Genomic DNA, 15,020 nt, shown 5'->3' with positions numbered 1-15,020 from the left:
CCTGTCACAGGAGAGCAAACATGTCCGCGGAAAAGATTGCGATTGTCACCGGCGGCAGCCGGGGCTTAGGCCGAAACACAGTGCTGAATCTCGCCAATCGAGGCGTCGATATTATCTTTACTTATCACCGGAATCGCGAGGAAGCTGAAAACGTCATCCGATCCGTGTCCGATCTCGGTCGAAAAGCAGTGGCGCTTCAGCTAGACACCGGAAACGTCGGCACCTTCGATAGCTTTATCGGCAAGGTCCGCGAAACGCTGGCCGAATGGAAAGCAGAACGCTTCGATTTCCTCATCAACAATGCGGGTACGTCACATCACAACAGCATCGAGAAAACGACCGAGGAAGAATTGGATGGCCTATATAACGTGCACTTCAAAGGCGTGTTCTTTTTGACGCAGAAGCTGCTGCCGCTTATTCGCGACGGCGGGAAGATCGTCAACTTGTCTTCCGGGCTGACGCGAATCATCGTACCGGAAAGCGGCGCTTACGGCTCGCTGAAGGGCGCGGTCGAAGTATTGACGAAATACATGGCGAAGGAACTCGCGCCGCGCCGGATCGCAGTGAACGTGGTCGCGCCCGGTGCAATTCAGACCGATTTCAGCGGCGGAATAGTGCGGGATAATGCCGAGCTGAATAAGCGCATTGCCGACATGACGGCGCTGGGCCGTGCCGGATTACCCGACGACATTGGCCCGATGATCGCGTCGCTGCTCTCCGAAGATAATCGGTGGATCAACGCTCAGCGTATTGAAGTGTCGGGCGGCATGGCGATTTAACGCCTACGCATAGGAGAATAGATCGCTGCGCCCGTGGTTCGAAGCGGGCGCGGGCGAGCTTTCTTTCGACTTAATGCTTTTCGGGGAATAGCGCGGCTTGAACCATCGCGCGGACATTTTCGCCCTTGTCGACGAGAAACTCGTCGCGGTCTTTCCCGGCAATCCATTGCGGCGCACGGCCGCGGCCGCTCCAGGTCGCGCCGCTCACCGGGTCGCGATATTTCGCCGGGGCGTCGGCGCGCTGGGCGCCCGACTTCGGGCCAAACAATTCGTTAAGCGAAATACCGTACTGACGCATCTTCTGAACAATTTCCTTCAGTACGAGCTGCGTCTCTTGTTCTTTAGCTTCGTTCAACTGCCGCTCCAGCGCTTGCTGCTGCGCGACGAGGCGGGTAATTTCAGGGTTTTGATAAGCCATGTGCGTAGTATTTGTTCGATGAGCCGTATCGCCATCGATGCGTGGAGTAGAAGCATTATAAGACTTCTCGCACAAGCCATGGACTCGAAACGAGTCTGCTCGTCCGTTTAGCCTCTTACGTCCACGCATGGAATCTCGCAGCGGCTTCGAATGCTCAAAGTTCGCGCGCAACCGTGAATCTGGCTCTAACGTGTTTTGGATTCTCCAGTTCATCGACCACTGCGACCGCTAAATCGGCGACGGAGATGCCGGCCGGCTTGTCGCCATCCATTAAAAGGTTCTCCGAGCCAAGTCGATAAAAACCCGTGCGCTCACCTTCTTCGAGAAAAGCGGGCGGGCTTACGAAAGTCCAATCCAGGACCGTGTTGCCGCGAATTGCATTGAGCGCGTCGCGGGCGGCGGTTGCGCCCGGAATGATGTTCGCCGGCACATGCGAACTGAACTCGTCGGTATCGATGAGTTGCACGCCAGGCGCGACGAACAGGCTCGCGGCGCCGCCAATGACCACATAGCGCCGAACGCCGCTTGCCTCGACGCCGCGAACGATTGCCGAATTGCCGCGAGTGAAGTTCTCGAACAGTTCGGGGTCGTTCCATCCGGGGTTGAACGCGGACACTACGGCATCTTGACCGCGCACGGCGTTCGCCACCGACTCCCACGAATTCGCGTCGCCGACAACGACTTTGAGACGCTCGGACGACGCCGCGCTTGCGGCGTTGCGAAGCAATACCGTGACCTCGTGGCCTCGTTGAAGAAGTTCTTTCTTGAGATGCGCTCCAACAAAACCGGTCGAACCAATGAGAGCGACTTTCACGTAACATCCTCTAAAAAAATAGCGATACGAGGATGCTAGCTTCTCAAGCAGCGATTTATAATCCGCCGAGAACGACAATCAAATTTAAGTCACACTTCAAAATGAATGACCTTCGGCCGTTCGTGATCCTTGCGGAGACCGTCTCCCACGGTTCCATGAGCGCTGCCGCTGCGCGTCTAGGGATGAGTGCATCGGCGGTGAGTCAGGCAATCAAGGCGCTTGAACGGGAATCCGGTGTGACCTTGCTTCATCGGTCGACGCGCAAATTGACGCTGACCGAGGACGGCGAGCGCTGTTACGCCCATTGCCTGAGGTTGATCGAGGCGTGGAAAGCAGCGTCCGAATCGCTCGCTCAGGCACGGGACGCGCCAACCGGCGAATTGCGCGTCGCCGCGCCGATTGGCTTCGGGTCGTATATCGCGCCCGCGCTGGCTCCGGTCCTTTCCACGTGGCCAAAGTTGCGACTGCGCCTTTTGGTCAGCGACGAGATGGTCGATCTCATCGATGCGCGCGTCGATATCGCCATTCGCGTTGGCAAGCTCGCGGATTCCGGTTGGGTCGGCCGTCCACTCTGCGAACTCGAAACGATTCTCTGCGCCTCGCCGGCGTACTTGCAGCGGCACGGCACGCCGCAAAGTCTGCAAGAACTGACGACGCATCATTGGATATCGCTGGAACGCGAACTGGACGAATCCGGCCAGAACGCCAGCACGCCCAACGATGACGCACCTTCGCTCGTCCTCGATTTGCAAGGAGACAAGCGCGTGAAAGAGACGGTGCGCGCGCCAGTGCGCATTGCAAGCACTACACAACCCACGGTTCAACAGATCTGCGAACAAGGTTTAGGCATTGCGCGCTTGGCATATATCGACGCGCAAAGCTCGATCAAGCGTCGGACGCTCGTTCATGTGCTTCCAGACTGGCGGCTTCCTGTGCTACCGGTGACGTTGGTATCGCCGAAGAAGAGCACCGAGCCTGCGAAGGTTCGCGCAGCGGTCGAAGCGTTGAAGGCTTACTTCACCCGTCTTCCGTCGACTCGGGATAGGTGAACACCCCGCGCCCCAAAAACATCCAAAACATAAAAGTGAAAAGAGTTTGCAATTTGCAAAGACTTTTCACTAGAATGGCACGCATACCCCGAGTCGACGAACAACAACCGTCCGATGCCCCGACCATGAGCGCCGTCGCTGAACGCATTCTTCGTGTGCTGGAAGAGCTTGCCAACTCGCCGGAGGGCAAGACGCTCTCCGAGTTGTCGACGAGTCTCGACCTGCCCATTACGGCGACGCACCGCTTGCTCGCCGACCTCATGGAGCAGGACTACGTTCGCAAAGACGAACGGCGCGGGGAGTTCACGCTGACCATGAAGATGCCGTCGCTCGGACTGCGTTTCTTGAGCGCGGGCGGCGTCGTCGATATTGCGCAGCCCATTCTGGAGCGTCTCGCATCGACATCGGGAGAATTGGTGCGGCTTGCAATCGTCGATGGCGAACAACTGATCTATGTCGCGAAGGCGCAAGGCGCGCGGCAAGGCATTCGCTACGACCCGGAGATGGGACGCCCCGTTACGTTGTCCTGCAGCGCGGCGGGAATGATTTGGCTCGCGGGCAAGAGCGACGAAGAAGTCATGCGGCTCGTATCGAAACAGGGATTCGGCGTGCCGTCGGATTTCGGCCCGAACGCGCCCACGACGTTCAAGGCGCTGATTCCGCATATCGATGCCGCCCGCACCAACGGCTACGCAACCACGCACGACATGTTCTTGCCTGCGATGAGCTCGATGGCGACAACCGTGCATGCCGAGAACGGCGAGGTTCGCGCAATTCTCATCATCGCGGGACCCATGTCGCGATTGACCGACGCTAAGATGAAAGAGCTCGTGCCGTCATTGATGTCGACGTCGAAAGAGCTGTCTGAAGCAAGCGGAGTGTCGCCCATGCTTCGTCAGGCGATGAAAGGCCCTAACTTCGCGGTCAGCATCGCTAGTTGATGCGCAGCGAAACAAAGCATTGAAAACGCGTCCTCATTAAATCGTATAACTAAATATATAACCCGAAGATCGGTTCTGACACATCAGGAGGAGACACAAATGGGAATGGAAAACGCGGACGGCTCGCAACGCTCCATGGCGAATCGCGCGGTAAGCGCCGCCACGCTCGGAACGGCGCTCGAATGGTTCGACTTCACGCTTTACGGTTCGGTCGCGGCCACGGTGCTTCCCAAACTCTTCTTCCCGAGCATGGAGCCAAACTCCGCGCTGCTGGCGTCGCTCGCGACCTTCAGCGTGGGTCTCGCGGCGCGGCCGCTTGGCGCCATCATTTGCGGCCATTTCGGCGACAAAATCGGACGGCGCAACCTCATGCTCGGCACGGTCTCGGTGATGGGCATCACCTCCGTGTTGATGGGCTTGCTTCCGACTTACCTGCAGATCGGCATGCTCGCGCCCATTCTGCTCGTCGTCTTGCGCATCATCCAGGGATTCGCGCTCGGTGGCGAATCCACCGGCGGACAACTGATGGCGCTCGAACACGCGCCCGCGGACCGGCGCGGAAAATACTCCGGCTTGATCGGCATGTGTGCGCCGCTGAGTCAGATCCTCGCGAATGCCGTTCTGTTGATTCTATCCGCGACAATGAGCGCCGATGCCTTCACGAGTTACGGCTGGCGCATTCCCTTCGTCATGAGTTTCCTGCTCGTGATCGTCGGCATCTACATTCGTCTGCGCGTGTCGGAAACGCCCGCATTCGTGCAGATGAAGAAGTCTGCGGTAGCCAACGTAAGCAGCCCGCTCAAGGACGCGTTTCGTCTTCACTACAAGACCATCATTCGCATGATGCTCTTCTTCTGCGGCCCCACGGCACTGTTCTATCTTGCGGTCGTGTTCACGCTCGGTTATCTGACGAACTCGCTCGGCGTGCCGAAGCAGACTGGGTTCACGCTGCTGATGATCGGCAACGCATGCGCAATCGCCGGTTCCATTCTCGGCGGATTGTTGAGCGATCGCATCGGCCGAAAGCGCGCGTTGCTCATTGCATCCGCAGCGACGTTCGTCATCATGATGTTCTACTTCCCGCTGCTCGCCACGAAGAACTTTGCGACGATGGCCATCGCCATGGGCCTCTTCATGGGCTTCGTTCAGGTTCAGACGGGCATTCAGCCGGTCGCGTTTGCGGAGGCCTTCCCGACGAACGTCCGATACTCGGCATCGGCACTCGCGTTCACCGGCGCAAGCCTCTTCGCAGGCGGCCCGATTCCGGTTGTCGCCACGTGGCTTTTGAATCTCAGTCACGGCTCGCCGTGGACATTGGTCGCACTCGTGGCGTCGTTGAATGCACTGTCCTTTTGCATGATCGCGATTGGACCGGAGACGAAAGGCATCGACATAAATCGGCTCGATTCCACCGACGACGTCATCGGCAAACAGAATCCGAGCGCGCATCAGGCTACTTACTGAGACGCGTGAATCACGCTTCCATCCACCATTCAATCGATACCGCGAGAAAGCACATGACCGATCGACACACAGGTTTGCTCGCCATTTGGAGCACGATCGAAGCACACAACGAAACCGATTACTTGCACTGGCTCACGCGTGAACATGTCTTCGAGCGGGTAGGCGTGCCGGGATTTCGTTCGGGCCGCGTATTCAAGCGTCGCGCAAGCAAGCCTTCGGAATACCTCATGCTCTACGAGCTCGACACTGCGAACGTGATGTCGAGTACCGGCTATCTTTCGCGTCTCAACGACCCGAGCGAATGGACGCAACGAATCATGCCGAACCTGATGCGCTTCCGGCGTGGCGGGGGTTCAGTGGTGCTGAAGGGGGGTCATGTCGGCGGATATGGAAGTCATATCGCCATCGCACGCTTTGAAGACATCATGCCGGACGAGTTGACCGGTTCGACAGGGCAAGAACTGATCGACGCTTTGGCCCGGCTCGATTGGGTCGTCACCGTTCAGGCGATGACGGTACAAACCGACGGAACGTCCATTGCCACACGAGAAAAGTCGATGCGGCGTAGTCAGGAAGGCGCTTTTTGCGGGCTGCTCGTGATACAAGCGCTCGATCATGCATCGCTCGATAACGCCATTACTCACGCAACTCGCGTGCTTCCGACGACCGAAGGAAAATTCGAGTTGTTCGACGCCATCTTCAGTTGCCATAAGCCTTGAGGCGCACGAGCCTAAGTGCCGTTAGACTAAAGGCATCCCCGGCCTATCCATAACGCGCGACATGAACGATATCGAATCGAGAATTTCATCGAGCTTCTTTGCTCAAGGCTTGATGAAAACGCTTGGCGCCACATTGACGTCGGTATCCGAAGGCGAAGTCCGAATCAGTCTGCCCTTTTCCGCGGCTTTATCGCAGCAGCAAGGCTTCGCTCATGCCGGTGTGATTACGAGCATCGTGGACAATGCTTGTGGCTATGCCGCTTTGACCAAGGCACCGGAAGGGCACGACGTGGTGACGGCGGAATTCAAGGTGAATTTTCTGCGGCCCGCAATAGGAACGTCGTTTCTAGCCGTGGGCAAGGTCGTCAACGCGGGCAGGCTACTGACTGTTTGTACCGGCGAGGTGTTCGCTATTGGCGATGCTCAATCGGCGCCGAAGTTGATAGCGGTGATGCAGGCAACCATCGCTACGGTTTCCTCGAAGGCATGAAGCACCGTTGAAAGCCGGCGGCCCTGGTGAGATCAGGAACCACTGGCAATGTGTCATCGTTCAATTAAAGCTTTAAACGTAGGCTTCGTGCTGCCACGGTCCCCACTCACCGCCCATCGCCTTGGTGCGCGTGTACGTTGCGCTTTGGCCTGTCGGCGTGTCCGAGGCATCGTCGGCCTGCACTGCATCCGTGGTGTGAAGCGCAAAGGCCTGGCGGTCGTGCGTATCGACAGTTACGCGTCCAATCGGACCCTTGACGGGTTCCGCATCGCCCTCTTGCGATGATTCGAGCAACGCGAGGTAAGGTGTCAGGCGTCCCCAAAAGTCGGTGAGCTCTTCCTGTACGTAACGCGTCATAAAGTGTCTCCCAAAGCCCTCTAGCTTACCGCACATCGCGCAAACGTCCTTCTTTGTCGGAAGATGAGTCGAGACATTGCGTCGGAGCGTGCGACTTCAAACGCCCGTCGCCATTCCCGTAAGTAGCCTTTCGACGGCCGCGCCGATGTGTGGTGTAGCGAATAGAAACCGCAGCCCTGTGACGTTACTTTGGTACACGAGAAGCATGGCCCAGGCGTCCGAGGATGCAAGCGGAGCCGTGACGTCCCGACAACGTAATGCCATTGAAGCAACAGTTAGAAAAGCAGCCAGAGCCATGCCTACGACCAACAAATACCTCTCTGAGAACTCGCAAGTGCGAATTGGCCTCGTCACGCAAGGCCACATTTCGACTATCGAGTGCATGCTGGAAGGCGGAGCGGCGTGGCCCGACATCGGCCGCGCAATCAACTGGGACCCGGCGGCCGCGGCTCAGGATTATGCAATCTACGCGTTCACGCAGCTTAGGCGCTTGCGTCAGGGGGCTAAAGATCACTAATCGCGTGAGTCGCGGCTAGCGAATAGAAGAAGGATGATGCGCCAGCGCAGTCACCTGCATCGTCATAAACGGAAACAAAGGCAACGCGGACAAGATTGTATGAAGCTCGTCATGCGAGTCCACGTCGAATACGCTGAAATTCGCGTACTCACCAACCACGCGATGCAACTGCTGCCACTTCCCTTCACGCTGCAATTGCTGCGAATACGCCTTCTCGCGAGCCTTGATGTCTTCAGCTTGCGCTTGCGGCATGTCGTGCGGCAGATGCACGTCCATTCTTACGAGATACAGCATATTTCCTCCTAAGCGGCGACGCTGATTCCGCATGCGGACACAAGCGTCATGTCTCATCCGGCAATGAACCTTCAGGCCTTCTTGTCGCGACGATAAAACGCCAGCTTTTCCTCGTCGATTTGCAGCCCCAGCCCCGGACCTGCCGGCATATGCAGATCGAAGTCGCGATACTGCGGACGAGCGGTCACTATGTCGTCCTTGAGCAATAACGGCCCAAAGAGCTCCGTACCCCAAGCGAGTTGCGGAAGCGCGCTAAAGCCATGTGCGGAAGCAACGGAACCGATACTCCCTTCTAGCATCGTCCCGCCGTAAAGTAGCACGCCCGCTGCATCGGCAATCGCAGCCGTGCGCATCATGCCGAAGATGCCGCCGGACTTCGCGATCTTCAGCGCGAATACATCGGCGCATGCGTCGCACACGAGTTCGAGGGCATCTTCGGGACCGGTCACGCTTTCATCGGCCATGATGGGCACGTTGAATCGCGTGGCGAGCCGGGCAAGCGCGCCGCGATGCTCACGCGGCGTCGGTTGCTCGACGAGATCGACGCCCGCCGCTTCCAGCGCTGCAATGCCGAGCGTGGCATCGACTTCGCTCCATGCCTGATTGACGTCTACCGTTACCTTGGCCCGGTCACCCAAAGCCGACTTTATCTTCGAGACATGGGCCACGTCATCGCGCACGCCGCGGCGGCCGATCTTCAGCTTGAACACATTGTGGCGGCGTTCGGCGAGCAGCATCTCGGCTTCTTCGATATCGCGATTCGTGTCGCCGCTGGCAAGCGTCCACAGCACCGGCAGCGTCTTGCGAACCGCGCCACCGAGCAACGTGGACACCGGCACGCCAAGGCGTTTGCCTTGCGCATCCAGCAGCGCCGTCTCGATCCCCGACTTGGCGAAGCGGTTGCCACGCGCGACCTTGTTCAGCTTGAGCATGACCGCGTTGATATTGTTCGCGTCCTGTCCGACGAGCGCCGGAGCCAGGTAAGTATCGATGGTCAGCTTGATACCCTCGGGACTTTCCTCGCCGTAAGACAAGCCACCGATAGTCGTGGCTTCGCCGATGCCCTCGATGCCATCGCTCGAACGCAGGCGGATGATGACCATGGTTTGTTGCTGCATCGTCGCCATGGAAAGCTGATGCGCGCGAATGGTCGGCAAATCGACCAGAATCGCCTCGACGGATTCGATGTGAGGGTTCATACCTGGATTGGCGAAGTGGATGGGTTGAACGAAGTATCGAACGGCGAATAACACCTTGTCCAAGACCTTCGACGTCTAATGCCATACTCGCCAGGTATCGAAACTTAGCGCCCTCGGTCGGTGCGAGGCGCGTAAGGCACGTGTTCCTCATCGTAGAGCCGATAAATCAATTCGAGCATCTCGCGAATGTCGCGCGATTCGTCGAGCGCTCGCATGCTCATGATGATGGGCGAAACCAGCGTGGGGTCGTCCAGGTCCTTGTAACTCACATCATCACGCTTGAGGCCATACACACTGCTCGGCACGATCGAGATGCCTTCACCCGCCGCCACGAGACCAAGCGCTATCTGCAGCTCGCGCACTTCGTAAATTCGCCGGGGTTCGAGCGCCCGGTCCTTGAAAGCGGCAAGCACCTGGTCCGCGTAACTCGGGCGAGGCGCCTTCGGATAGACGATCAACGTTTCGTTGAGCAAGTCACGCAGCGCGAGCACCGGCTTGAGAACCGAGAGCGCATGCCCCTGCGGAAGCGCCACGATCATCTTTTCTTCCCGCAGAATGACCCGGCGAATATTCGCGTCTTCATTGCGGATTCGACCGAACCCCACGTCGATATGACCGTCCTTGAGCGCGCGAAGCTGGTCCATCGTCGACATCTCATGCAGACTCAACTCGACGGTAGGATTTTCGTCGCGAAAGCGGCGGATGATCTTGGGCAGCATGCCGTATAGCGTCGAGCCTACGAAACCAACGGACAAGCTGCGTTCGATATTGCCAACGCGCCTTGTCATCGATTCGAGTTCGGACGTCTGCGCAATCAGCTGCGCGGCATGCGAATAAAAGAACTTGCCCGTCTCTGTCAGCTTGAGCGGCCGCGAGTTGCGCTCGAGCAGTTGAACGCCCAGCGTCTCTTCGAGCTGCTGAATCTGACGGCTCAGTGGCGGCTGCGCGATGTTGAGCCGCTGCGCGGCGCGCGTGAAGTTCCGCTCTTCCGCCACGGCCACGAAATAGCGCAGGTGTCGCAATTCCATTTCTATACCTCCTTGGTATAGCCCGATACCAAATCAGTGTTGGACGGCGGTCTGGCGGCTCATTATTCTGCAATCACACTCTGTTTTCGCCGCCGATCATACCTTCCAAACATTATACGGACTGCGGAAAAACGAGGGTTAACCCCCACCGAACAAGAGATTCAGGAGCAGACAAATGAGCGTCAAAGTGTTCGATTCGAAGGAAGCGCAGGACCTCTTGAAGGCCGCTGCGAATCTCGGAAGCAAGGACGGTAACGCACGCGCCAAGCAGATCACTCATCGCTTGCTGGGTGACCTCTTCAAGGCCATCGACGACCTCGACATGACACCCGACGAGATCTGGGCCGGCGTGACCTATTTCAACAAGCTCGGACAAGATGGCGAGGCTGCACTCTTGGCCGCTGGTCTCGGTATCGAGAAGTATCTCGACATCCGCATGGATGCGGAAGACCGTGAAGCAGATATCCACGGCGGCACGCCGCGCACCATTGAAGGTCCGTTGTACGTTGCCGGCGCTCCGGTGCGTGATGGCGTCTCCAGAATCGACATCAACGCGGACGAAGACGCGGGTCCGCTCATCATCCGCGGCACGGTGACGAGCCCGGATGGCAAGCCCGTACCGAATGCGGTCGTGGAATGCTGGCACGCAAACTCGAAGGGCTTCTATTCGCACTTCGACCCGACGGGCGCGCAAGACGCCTTCAATCTTCGTGGCGCGGTAAAGACGGGTGCCGATGGCAAATACGAATTCCGCACGCTCATGCCCGTGGGTTACGGCTGCCCGCCGCACGGCGCGACTCAGCAACTGCTCGACCTCATCGCGCGCCACGGCAATCGTCCGGCGCACGTGCATTTCTTCGTGACTAGCGACAAGACTCGCAAGCTCACGACGCAAATCAACATCGAAGGCGACCCGCTCATCTGGGATGATTTTGCCTATGCGACTCGCGAGGAACTCGTGCCGCGCGTGATCGGGAAGACGGGCGGTGCTGCGCTGGGACTCAAGTCCGACGCGTACAAGGAAATCGAATTCAACATCGAGTTGACTCCGCTGGTTCAAGGTAAGGACAACCAGCTGGTCAATCGCCCTCGCGTATCTGTCGCGGCTTAACCGCCCGCGCGGCCGCCGCTGTTACGCGGCCAAACCTCTTTCGCAAATTCTTTGAACCGATGCAAGCGCTTCGCACGAAGCCTGCATAGGGAGACGAGTCATGCCCGCAACCATCGATAAAGCGCGACAACTGGACGACTTGCTGAACAACGCCGTTCAGGATGACAAGGAAAGCGGTGTGTTCCGCTGCCGCCGCGATATTTTCACGAACGCCGATTTGTATAAACTCGAAATGAAGCACATCTTCGAGAGTAATTGGGTGTATCTCGCGCACGAGAGCCAGATTCCAGACAACAACGATTACTACACCACGTGGATCGGCCGTCAGCCGATCGTCATCACGCGTGACAAGGTCGGCGAATTGCACGCCGTCATCAATGCCTGCGCACACAAGGGTGCGATGCTCTGCCGTCGCAAGCATGGCAACAAGGGCAGCTTCACGTGCCCGTTCCACGGCTGGACGTTTTCCAACGCAGGCAAGCTATTGAAGGTCAAGGACGAGAAGACGACCGAGTACCCGGTGCAGTTCAATAAGCAAGGCTCGCACGACTTGAAGAAGGTTGCGCGCTTTCAGAACTACCGTGGCTTCCTTTTCGGCAGCCTGAGCGAAGACGTCATGCCGCTCGAAGACTATCTCGGCGAGACCAAGGTCATCATCGATCAGATCGTCTCGCAGGCGCCTGAAGGTCTCGAAGTGTTGCGCGGCAATTCCTCGTACATCTACGACGGCAACTGGAAGATGCAGATGGAAAACGGCTGCGACGGCTATCACGTCAGCACCGTGCACTGGAACTACGCTGCAACCATGGGCCGTCGCAAGGTCGAAGGCACGAAGGCCGTCGATGCCAACGGCTGGAGCAAGTCCGTCGCTGGCGTATATGGCTTCGAGCATGGACATATCCTGCTTTGGACCAACACGATGAATCCGGAAGTGCGTCCGGTGTATCAACATCGCGATGAGATCGCAGCACGCGTGGGCGACGAAAAGGCGAAGTACATCGTCAATCAGACGCGCAATCTTTGTGTGTATCCGAACGTGTTCTTGATGGACCAGTTCAGCACGCAGATTCGCGTGATCCGCCCGATCAGCGTCGACAAGACCGAAGTGAACATCTTCTGCTTCGCACCCAAAGGCGAGAGCGCGGAAAGCCGTGCCATCCGCATTCGTCAATACGAAGACTTTTTCAACGTCTCGGGCATGGGCACGAGCGACGACCTCGAAGAATTTCGCGCGTGTCAGGCGGGCTATGCGAGCACGACATCGATGTGGAACGACATGTCGCGCGGCGCGCCGCTATGGGTGCACGGACCCGATGCGAACGCAAAAGGCATGGGACTGAAGCCGCTTATCTCGGGCGAGCGCAGCGAAGACGAAGGGCTCTTCGTGGTGCAACACGAGTACTGGATGCACGTCATGCGCGAAGCTCTACGCAAGGAACAGACGGAGGCGACGGTATGAGCATCGACTATCAAAAGGTCTGTGCCGCGCTCTATCAAGAGGCGCGCTTTCTAGATGACCGTCAGTGGGACGAGTGGCTCGCTTGCTACACCGAAGACGTCGAGTACTGGATGCCCGCCTGGGACGACGATGACAAGCTCACCGACGACCCGCACAGTCAAATCTCCTTGATGTACTACGCCGACCGTGGCGGCCTGGAAGATCGAGTGTTCCGCATCAAGACCGAGCGCAGCGGTGCGTCGATGCCGGAACCGCGCACCAGCCACAACGTGACGAACGTCGAGCTGCTGGCCGAACGCGCGAATGAAGTGGACGTGCGCTACAACTTCACTACGCAGAGCCATCGCTACAAGATGACCGACTATTTCTTCGGCACCATTTTCGTTACCTTCCGCAAGGTGGATGACCGTCTCTTGATTGCCAGCAAGAAGATTGCGTTGAAGAACGACTATATCCGCCAGGTACTCGACGTCTATCACGTCTGAAGTGCTTGATGGGAACGAGACACGAAGCAGGAGACAACATGTCTAGCTACAGCATCGCATTGAACTTCGAAGACGGCGTGACTCGCTTTGTCGAATGCAAGGCGGGCGAGAAGGTCCTCGATGCCGCATTTCGAGCCCGGATCAACTTGCCGATGGATTGCTCCGACGGCGTATGCGGCACCTGCAAATGCCGCGCGGAAAGCGGCGCGTACGACCTCGGCGACGACTATATCGAAGACGCGCTAAGCGACGACGAAAAGGAAACCGGCCTTGTCCTCACGTGCCAGATGGTGCCGCAAAGCGACTGCGTGATTGCAGTGCCGGCATCGTCAGTAGTGTGCAAGACCGAGCAAAGCAAATTTGCCGCGACCGTCGCGAAGGTCGAACCGCATAACGACGCAGCCGTCGTGCTCGAATTCGATGTCGAAGCTGCCGCGCCTGTGTTCCTCGCCGGTCAATACGTCAATATCGATGTGCCGGGCAGCGGGCAGCATCGCTCCTATTCGTTCTCTTCCGCGCCTGGTGCAAGCAAGGTCAGCTTCCTGATCAAAAAGATTCCAGGCGGCGTGATGAGTACCTGGCTCGAATCCGCGCAGCCGGGCGACAAGACCCAATTGACCGGGCCGCTGGGTAGCTTCTATCTGCGCCCCGTCGAGCGGCCGTTGCTCTTTCTTGCGGGTGGCACTGGTTTAGCGCCCTTCTTGTCGATGCTGGAAGTCTTATACCGGACGAACGCGCAGCAAAGGGTTCATCTCATCTACGGTGTGACGCGAGACCTCGACCTCGTGCAAACCGATGCAATAGCTGCGTATGCCATGAAGCTCCCGCACTTCACTTACAGCACCGTCGTGGCCGATGCCGAATCGGATCATCCACGCAAAGGCTGGGTCACGCAGCACATGTCGGCAGAGTCATTGAATGACGGTGACGTCGATGTCTATCTCTGCGGTCCTCCTCCAATGGTCGATGCCGTGCGCAAGTACTTCGACGATACCGGCGTGAAGCCGAATAGCTTCCACTACGAGAAGTTCACCCCTAACGCCGCGCCGGAGACCGCATGAACACCAACCGATTCGCCGGCAAAGTCATGGTGGTCACAGGCGCGGCGCAAGGGATCGGGCGGGGCGTTGCGCTTCGTGCGATCGCGGAAGGAGCGAAGGTTCTATTCGTCGATCGAGCGGACTTCGTGGCGGACGTCGCCGCTGAAGCACAAAGCGATGATGCGGCTGCGTTTGTCGCCGATCTCGAAACCTACGACGGTGCGGCATCGACGATGGCTTTTGCAAAGAACAGGTTCGGTCGGATCGACATTCTCATCAACGGCGTGGGCGGCGCCATTCGCATGCGCCCTTTCGCGGAGTTCGAGCCCGCGCATATCGATGCGGAGATTCGGCGTTCGCTTATGCCAACGCTTTACGCGTGTCATGCCGTGCTTCCGTACATGCTCGCGCAGGGTTGCGGCACCATCGTCAACATTTCATCGAATGCGACTCGCGGGATTCGGCGCGTACCGTACTCCGCGGCGAAGGGTGGCGTGAACGCGATGACTCAATCGCTTGCGATGGAGTACGGCGCGTACAACATCCGCGTCGTTGCGGCTGCGCCCGGCGGGACAGAGGCACCTCCGCGACGAGTGCCTCGTAACGCCTCAGGCGATAGCGAGCAAGAGAAAGCGTGGATGGGCGAGGCGGTCAAGCAGGTCACCGAGTCGACCTTCCTCAAGCGTTACGGCACGCTCGACGAGCAGATAGCGCCGATTCTCTTTCTTGCCTCGGATGAGGCGGCGTATATCACGGGTGCGGTGCTGGCCGTGGCGGGTGGGGATAATGGGTGAGACCAAGGAACACGCTGCTGCTCAGTGTTCGCAATGGCCCCTCACTCCACCGTGACCGACTT

18 protein-coding genes are annotated in these 15,020 nt (G+C 58.3%); 12 read left to right on the top strand and 6 right to left on the bottom strand.

The features are described 5' to 3' along the window. The first annotated feature begins 20 nt into the window (after positions 1 to 20). Positions 21 to 779, top strand: coding sequence for an SDR family NAD(P)-dependent oxidoreductase (locus tag ACYQ47_RS00340; protein ID WP_459904169.1), 759 nt, complete (start codon positions 21 to 23; stop codon positions 777 to 779). A gap of 70 nt (positions 780 to 849) precedes the next feature. Here the strand turns inward: ACYQ47_RS00340 and ACYQ47_RS00335 are convergent, their stop codons facing one another. After that, complete coding sequence (locus ACYQ47_RS00335) at positions 850 to 1,197, bottom strand: H-NS histone family protein (RefSeq protein WP_244828881.1); 348 nt, start codon at positions 1,195 to 1,197, stop codon at positions 850 to 852. Positions 1,198 to 1,351: 154 nt separating this feature from the next. Further along, positions 1,352 to 2,011, bottom strand: coding sequence for an NAD(P)-dependent oxidoreductase (locus ACYQ47_RS00330; protein ID WP_459904168.1), 660 nt, complete (start codon positions 2,009 to 2,011; stop codon positions 1,352 to 1,354). Positions 2,012 to 2,043: 32 nt separating this feature from the next. On the opposite strand from ACYQ47_RS00330, the gene ACYQ47_RS00325 reads away from it, so the two are divergent. The 5 genes from ACYQ47_RS00325 (at position 2,044) to ACYQ47_RS00305 (ending at position 6,674) form a co-directional block, all read left to right on the top strand. Further along, a complete protein-coding gene (locus tag ACYQ47_RS00325) occupies positions 2,044 to 3,060 on the top strand; it encodes a LysR family transcriptional regulator (protein ID WP_459904167.1) in 1,017 nt (338 codons plus the stop codon). Positions 3,061 to 3,185: 125 nt separating this feature from the next. Then, positions 3,186 to 4,001: an IclR family transcriptional regulator gene (locus ACYQ47_RS00320; protein ID WP_250467595.1), complete on the top strand. Its 816-nt coding sequence runs from the start codon at positions 3,186 to 3,188 to the stop codon at positions 3,999 to 4,001. Positions 4,002 to 4,100: 99 nt separating this feature from the next. Further along, complete coding sequence (locus tag ACYQ47_RS00315; RefSeq protein ID WP_459904166.1) at positions 4,101 to 5,465, top strand: MFS transporter; 1,365 nt, start codon at positions 4,101 to 4,103, stop codon at positions 5,463 to 5,465. A 53-nt stretch (positions 5,466 to 5,518) separates the two neighbouring features. Further along, positions 5,519 to 6,184 carry a DUF4286 family protein gene (locus ACYQ47_RS00310; RefSeq protein WP_250492971.1) on the top strand — a complete coding sequence of 222 codons (666 nt, stop codon included), beginning with the start codon at positions 5,519 to 5,521 and terminating at the stop codon, positions 6,182 to 6,184. A gap of 61 nt (positions 6,185 to 6,245) precedes the next feature. Next, positions 6,246 to 6,674 (top strand): PaaI family thioesterase, encoded by a 429-nt coding sequence (locus ACYQ47_RS00305; protein ID WP_250527063.1) that lies wholly within the window; start codon positions 6,246 to 6,248, stop codon positions 6,672 to 6,674. A 72-nt stretch (positions 6,675 to 6,746) separates the two neighbouring features. Here ACYQ47_RS00305 and ACYQ47_RS00300 read toward each other — a convergent pair whose 3' ends face one another. Continuing rightward, a complete protein-coding gene (locus ACYQ47_RS00300) occupies positions 6,747 to 7,031 on the bottom strand; it encodes a hypothetical protein (RefSeq protein ID WP_459904165.1) in 285 nt (94 codons plus the stop codon). A 295-nt stretch (positions 7,032 to 7,326) separates the two neighbouring features. Between ACYQ47_RS00300 and ACYQ47_RS00295 the strand changes: the two genes are divergently transcribed. After that, complete coding sequence (locus ACYQ47_RS00295) at positions 7,327 to 7,548, top strand: hypothetical protein (RefSeq protein ID WP_250467598.1); 222 nt, start codon at positions 7,327 to 7,329, stop codon at positions 7,546 to 7,548. A 15-nt stretch (positions 7,549 to 7,563) separates the two neighbouring features. On the opposite strand, the gene catC is transcribed toward ACYQ47_RS00295, so the two are convergent. The 3 genes from catC to ACYQ47_RS00280 all read right to left on the bottom strand — a co-directional run bounded on the left by catC (position 7,564) and on the right by ACYQ47_RS00280 (position 10,069). After that, on the bottom strand, positions 7,564 to 7,842 hold the full coding sequence (gene catC, locus ACYQ47_RS00290; RefSeq protein WP_250467599.1) for a muconolactone Delta-isomerase: 279 nt from the start codon (positions 7,840 to 7,842) through the stop codon (positions 7,564 to 7,566). 71 nt (positions 7,843 to 7,913) lie between these two features. After that, entirely contained in the window at positions 7,914 to 9,041 is a 1,128-nt protein-coding gene (locus ACYQ47_RS00285; RefSeq protein WP_459904164.1) for a muconate/chloromuconate family cycloisomerase, read from the bottom strand. Positions 9,042 to 9,145: 104 nt separating this feature from the next. Then, entirely contained in the window at positions 9,146 to 10,069 is a 924-nt protein-coding gene (locus tag ACYQ47_RS00280; RefSeq protein ID WP_244828892.1) for a LysR family transcriptional regulator, read from the bottom strand. Between the two features lie 175 nt (positions 10,070 to 10,244). Here ACYQ47_RS00280 and catA point away from each other — a divergent pair, with 175 nt between their 5' ends. The 5 genes from catA (at position 10,245) to benD (ending at position 14,958) form a co-directional block, all read left to right on the top strand. Then, the gene (gene catA / locus ACYQ47_RS00275) at positions 10,245 to 11,180 is read left to right on the top strand and encodes a catechol 1,2-dioxygenase (protein WP_244828893.1); all 936 of its coding nucleotides are present in this window, start codon (positions 10,245 to 10,247) and stop codon (positions 11,178 to 11,180) included. 100 nt (positions 11,181 to 11,280) lie between these two features. Then, complete coding sequence (locus tag ACYQ47_RS00270) at positions 11,281 to 12,639, top strand: Rieske 2Fe-2S domain-containing protein (protein ID WP_459904163.1); 1,359 nt, start codon at positions 11,281 to 11,283, stop codon at positions 12,637 to 12,639. Continuing rightward, positions 12,636 to 13,124 carry a benzoate 1,2-dioxygenase small subunit gene (benB, locus tag ACYQ47_RS00265; RefSeq protein ID WP_244828895.1) on the top strand — a complete coding sequence of 163 codons (489 nt, stop codon included), beginning with the start codon at positions 12,636 to 12,638 and terminating at the stop codon, positions 13,122 to 13,124. Before ACYQ47_RS00270 ends, benB begins: the two co-directional genes overlap by 4 nt. A gap of 38 nt (positions 13,125 to 13,162) precedes the next feature. Next, positions 13,163 to 14,185: a benzoate 1,2-dioxygenase electron transfer component BenC gene (gene benC, locus ACYQ47_RS00260; protein WP_309848319.1), complete on the top strand. Its 1,023-nt coding sequence runs from the start codon at positions 13,163 to 13,165 to the stop codon at positions 14,183 to 14,185. Beyond that, positions 14,182 to 14,958, top strand: coding sequence for a benzoate diol dehydrogenase BenD (gene benD / locus ACYQ47_RS00255; RefSeq protein ID WP_459904162.1), 777 nt, complete (start codon positions 14,182 to 14,184; stop codon positions 14,956 to 14,958). The genes benC and benD overlap by 4 nt, the downstream gene beginning before the upstream one ends. Positions 14,959 to 15,020: the final 62 nt, after the last annotated feature.

It is taken from the genome of Caballeronia sp. HLA56 (assembly GCF_054655155.1).
This window is presented reverse-complemented; position numbering and strand designations above follow the sequence as displayed.

What these genes read in the sequence shown, in the direction of transcription:
- catA (WP_244828893.1), top strand. Translation starts at nt 10,245, where the DNA reads ATGAGCGTCAAAGTGTTCGATTCGAAGGAAGCGCAGGACCTCTTGAAG.
- benC (WP_309848319.1), top strand. Translation starts at nt 13,163, where the DNA reads ATGTCTAGCTACAGCATCGCATTGAACTTCGAAGACGGCGTGACTCGC.
- ACYQ47_RS00335 (WP_244828881.1), bottom strand. Translation starts at nt 1,197, where the DNA reads ATGGCTTATCAAAACCCTGAAATTACCCGCCTCGTCGCGCAGCAGCAA.
- ACYQ47_RS00280 (WP_244828892.1), bottom strand. Translation starts at nt 10,069, where the DNA reads ATGGAATTGCGACACCTGCGCTATTTCGTGGCCGTGGCGGAAGAGCGG.
- benD (WP_459904162.1), top strand. Translation starts at nt 14,182, where the DNA reads ATGAACACCAACCGATTCGCCGGCAAAGTCATGGTGGTCACAGGCGCG.
- ACYQ47_RS00300 (WP_459904165.1), bottom strand. Translation starts at nt 7,031, where the DNA reads ATGACGCGTTACGTACAGGAAGAGCTCACCGACTTTTGGGGACGCCTG.
- ACYQ47_RS00320 (WP_250467595.1), top strand. Translation starts at nt 3,186, where the DNA reads ATGAGCGCCGTCGCTGAACGCATTCTTCGTGTGCTGGAAGAGCTTGCC.
- ACYQ47_RS00285 (WP_459904164.1), bottom strand. Translation starts at nt 9,041, where the DNA reads ATGAACCCTCACATCGAATCCGTCGAGGCGATTCTGGTCGATTTGCCG.
- ACYQ47_RS00305 (WP_250527063.1), top strand. Translation starts at nt 6,246, where the DNA reads ATGAACGATATCGAATCGAGAATTTCATCGAGCTTCTTTGCTCAAGGC.
- catC (WP_250467599.1), bottom strand. Translation starts at nt 7,842, where the DNA reads ATGCTGTATCTCGTAAGAATGGACGTGCATCTGCCGCACGACATGCCG.
- ACYQ47_RS00270 (WP_459904163.1), top strand. Translation starts at nt 11,281, where the DNA reads ATGCCCGCAACCATCGATAAAGCGCGACAACTGGACGACTTGCTGAAC.
- ACYQ47_RS00315 (WP_459904166.1), top strand. Translation starts at nt 4,101, where the DNA reads ATGGGAATGGAAAACGCGGACGGCTCGCAACGCTCCATGGCGAATCGC.
- ACYQ47_RS00295 (WP_250467598.1), top strand. Translation starts at nt 7,327, where the DNA reads ATGCCTACGACCAACAAATACCTCTCTGAGAACTCGCAAGTGCGAATT.
- ACYQ47_RS00325 (WP_459904167.1), top strand. Translation starts at nt 2,044, where the DNA reads ATGCTAGCTTCTCAAGCAGCGATTTATAATCCGCCGAGAACGACAATC.
- benB (WP_244828895.1), top strand. Translation starts at nt 12,636, where the DNA reads ATGAGCATCGACTATCAAAAGGTCTGTGCCGCGCTCTATCAAGAGGCG.
- ACYQ47_RS00310 (WP_250492971.1), top strand. Translation starts at nt 5,519, where the DNA reads ATGACCGATCGACACACAGGTTTGCTCGCCATTTGGAGCACGATCGAA.
- ACYQ47_RS00340 (WP_459904169.1), top strand. Translation starts at nt 21, where the DNA reads ATGTCCGCGGAAAAGATTGCGATTGTCACCGGCGGCAGCCGGGGCTTA.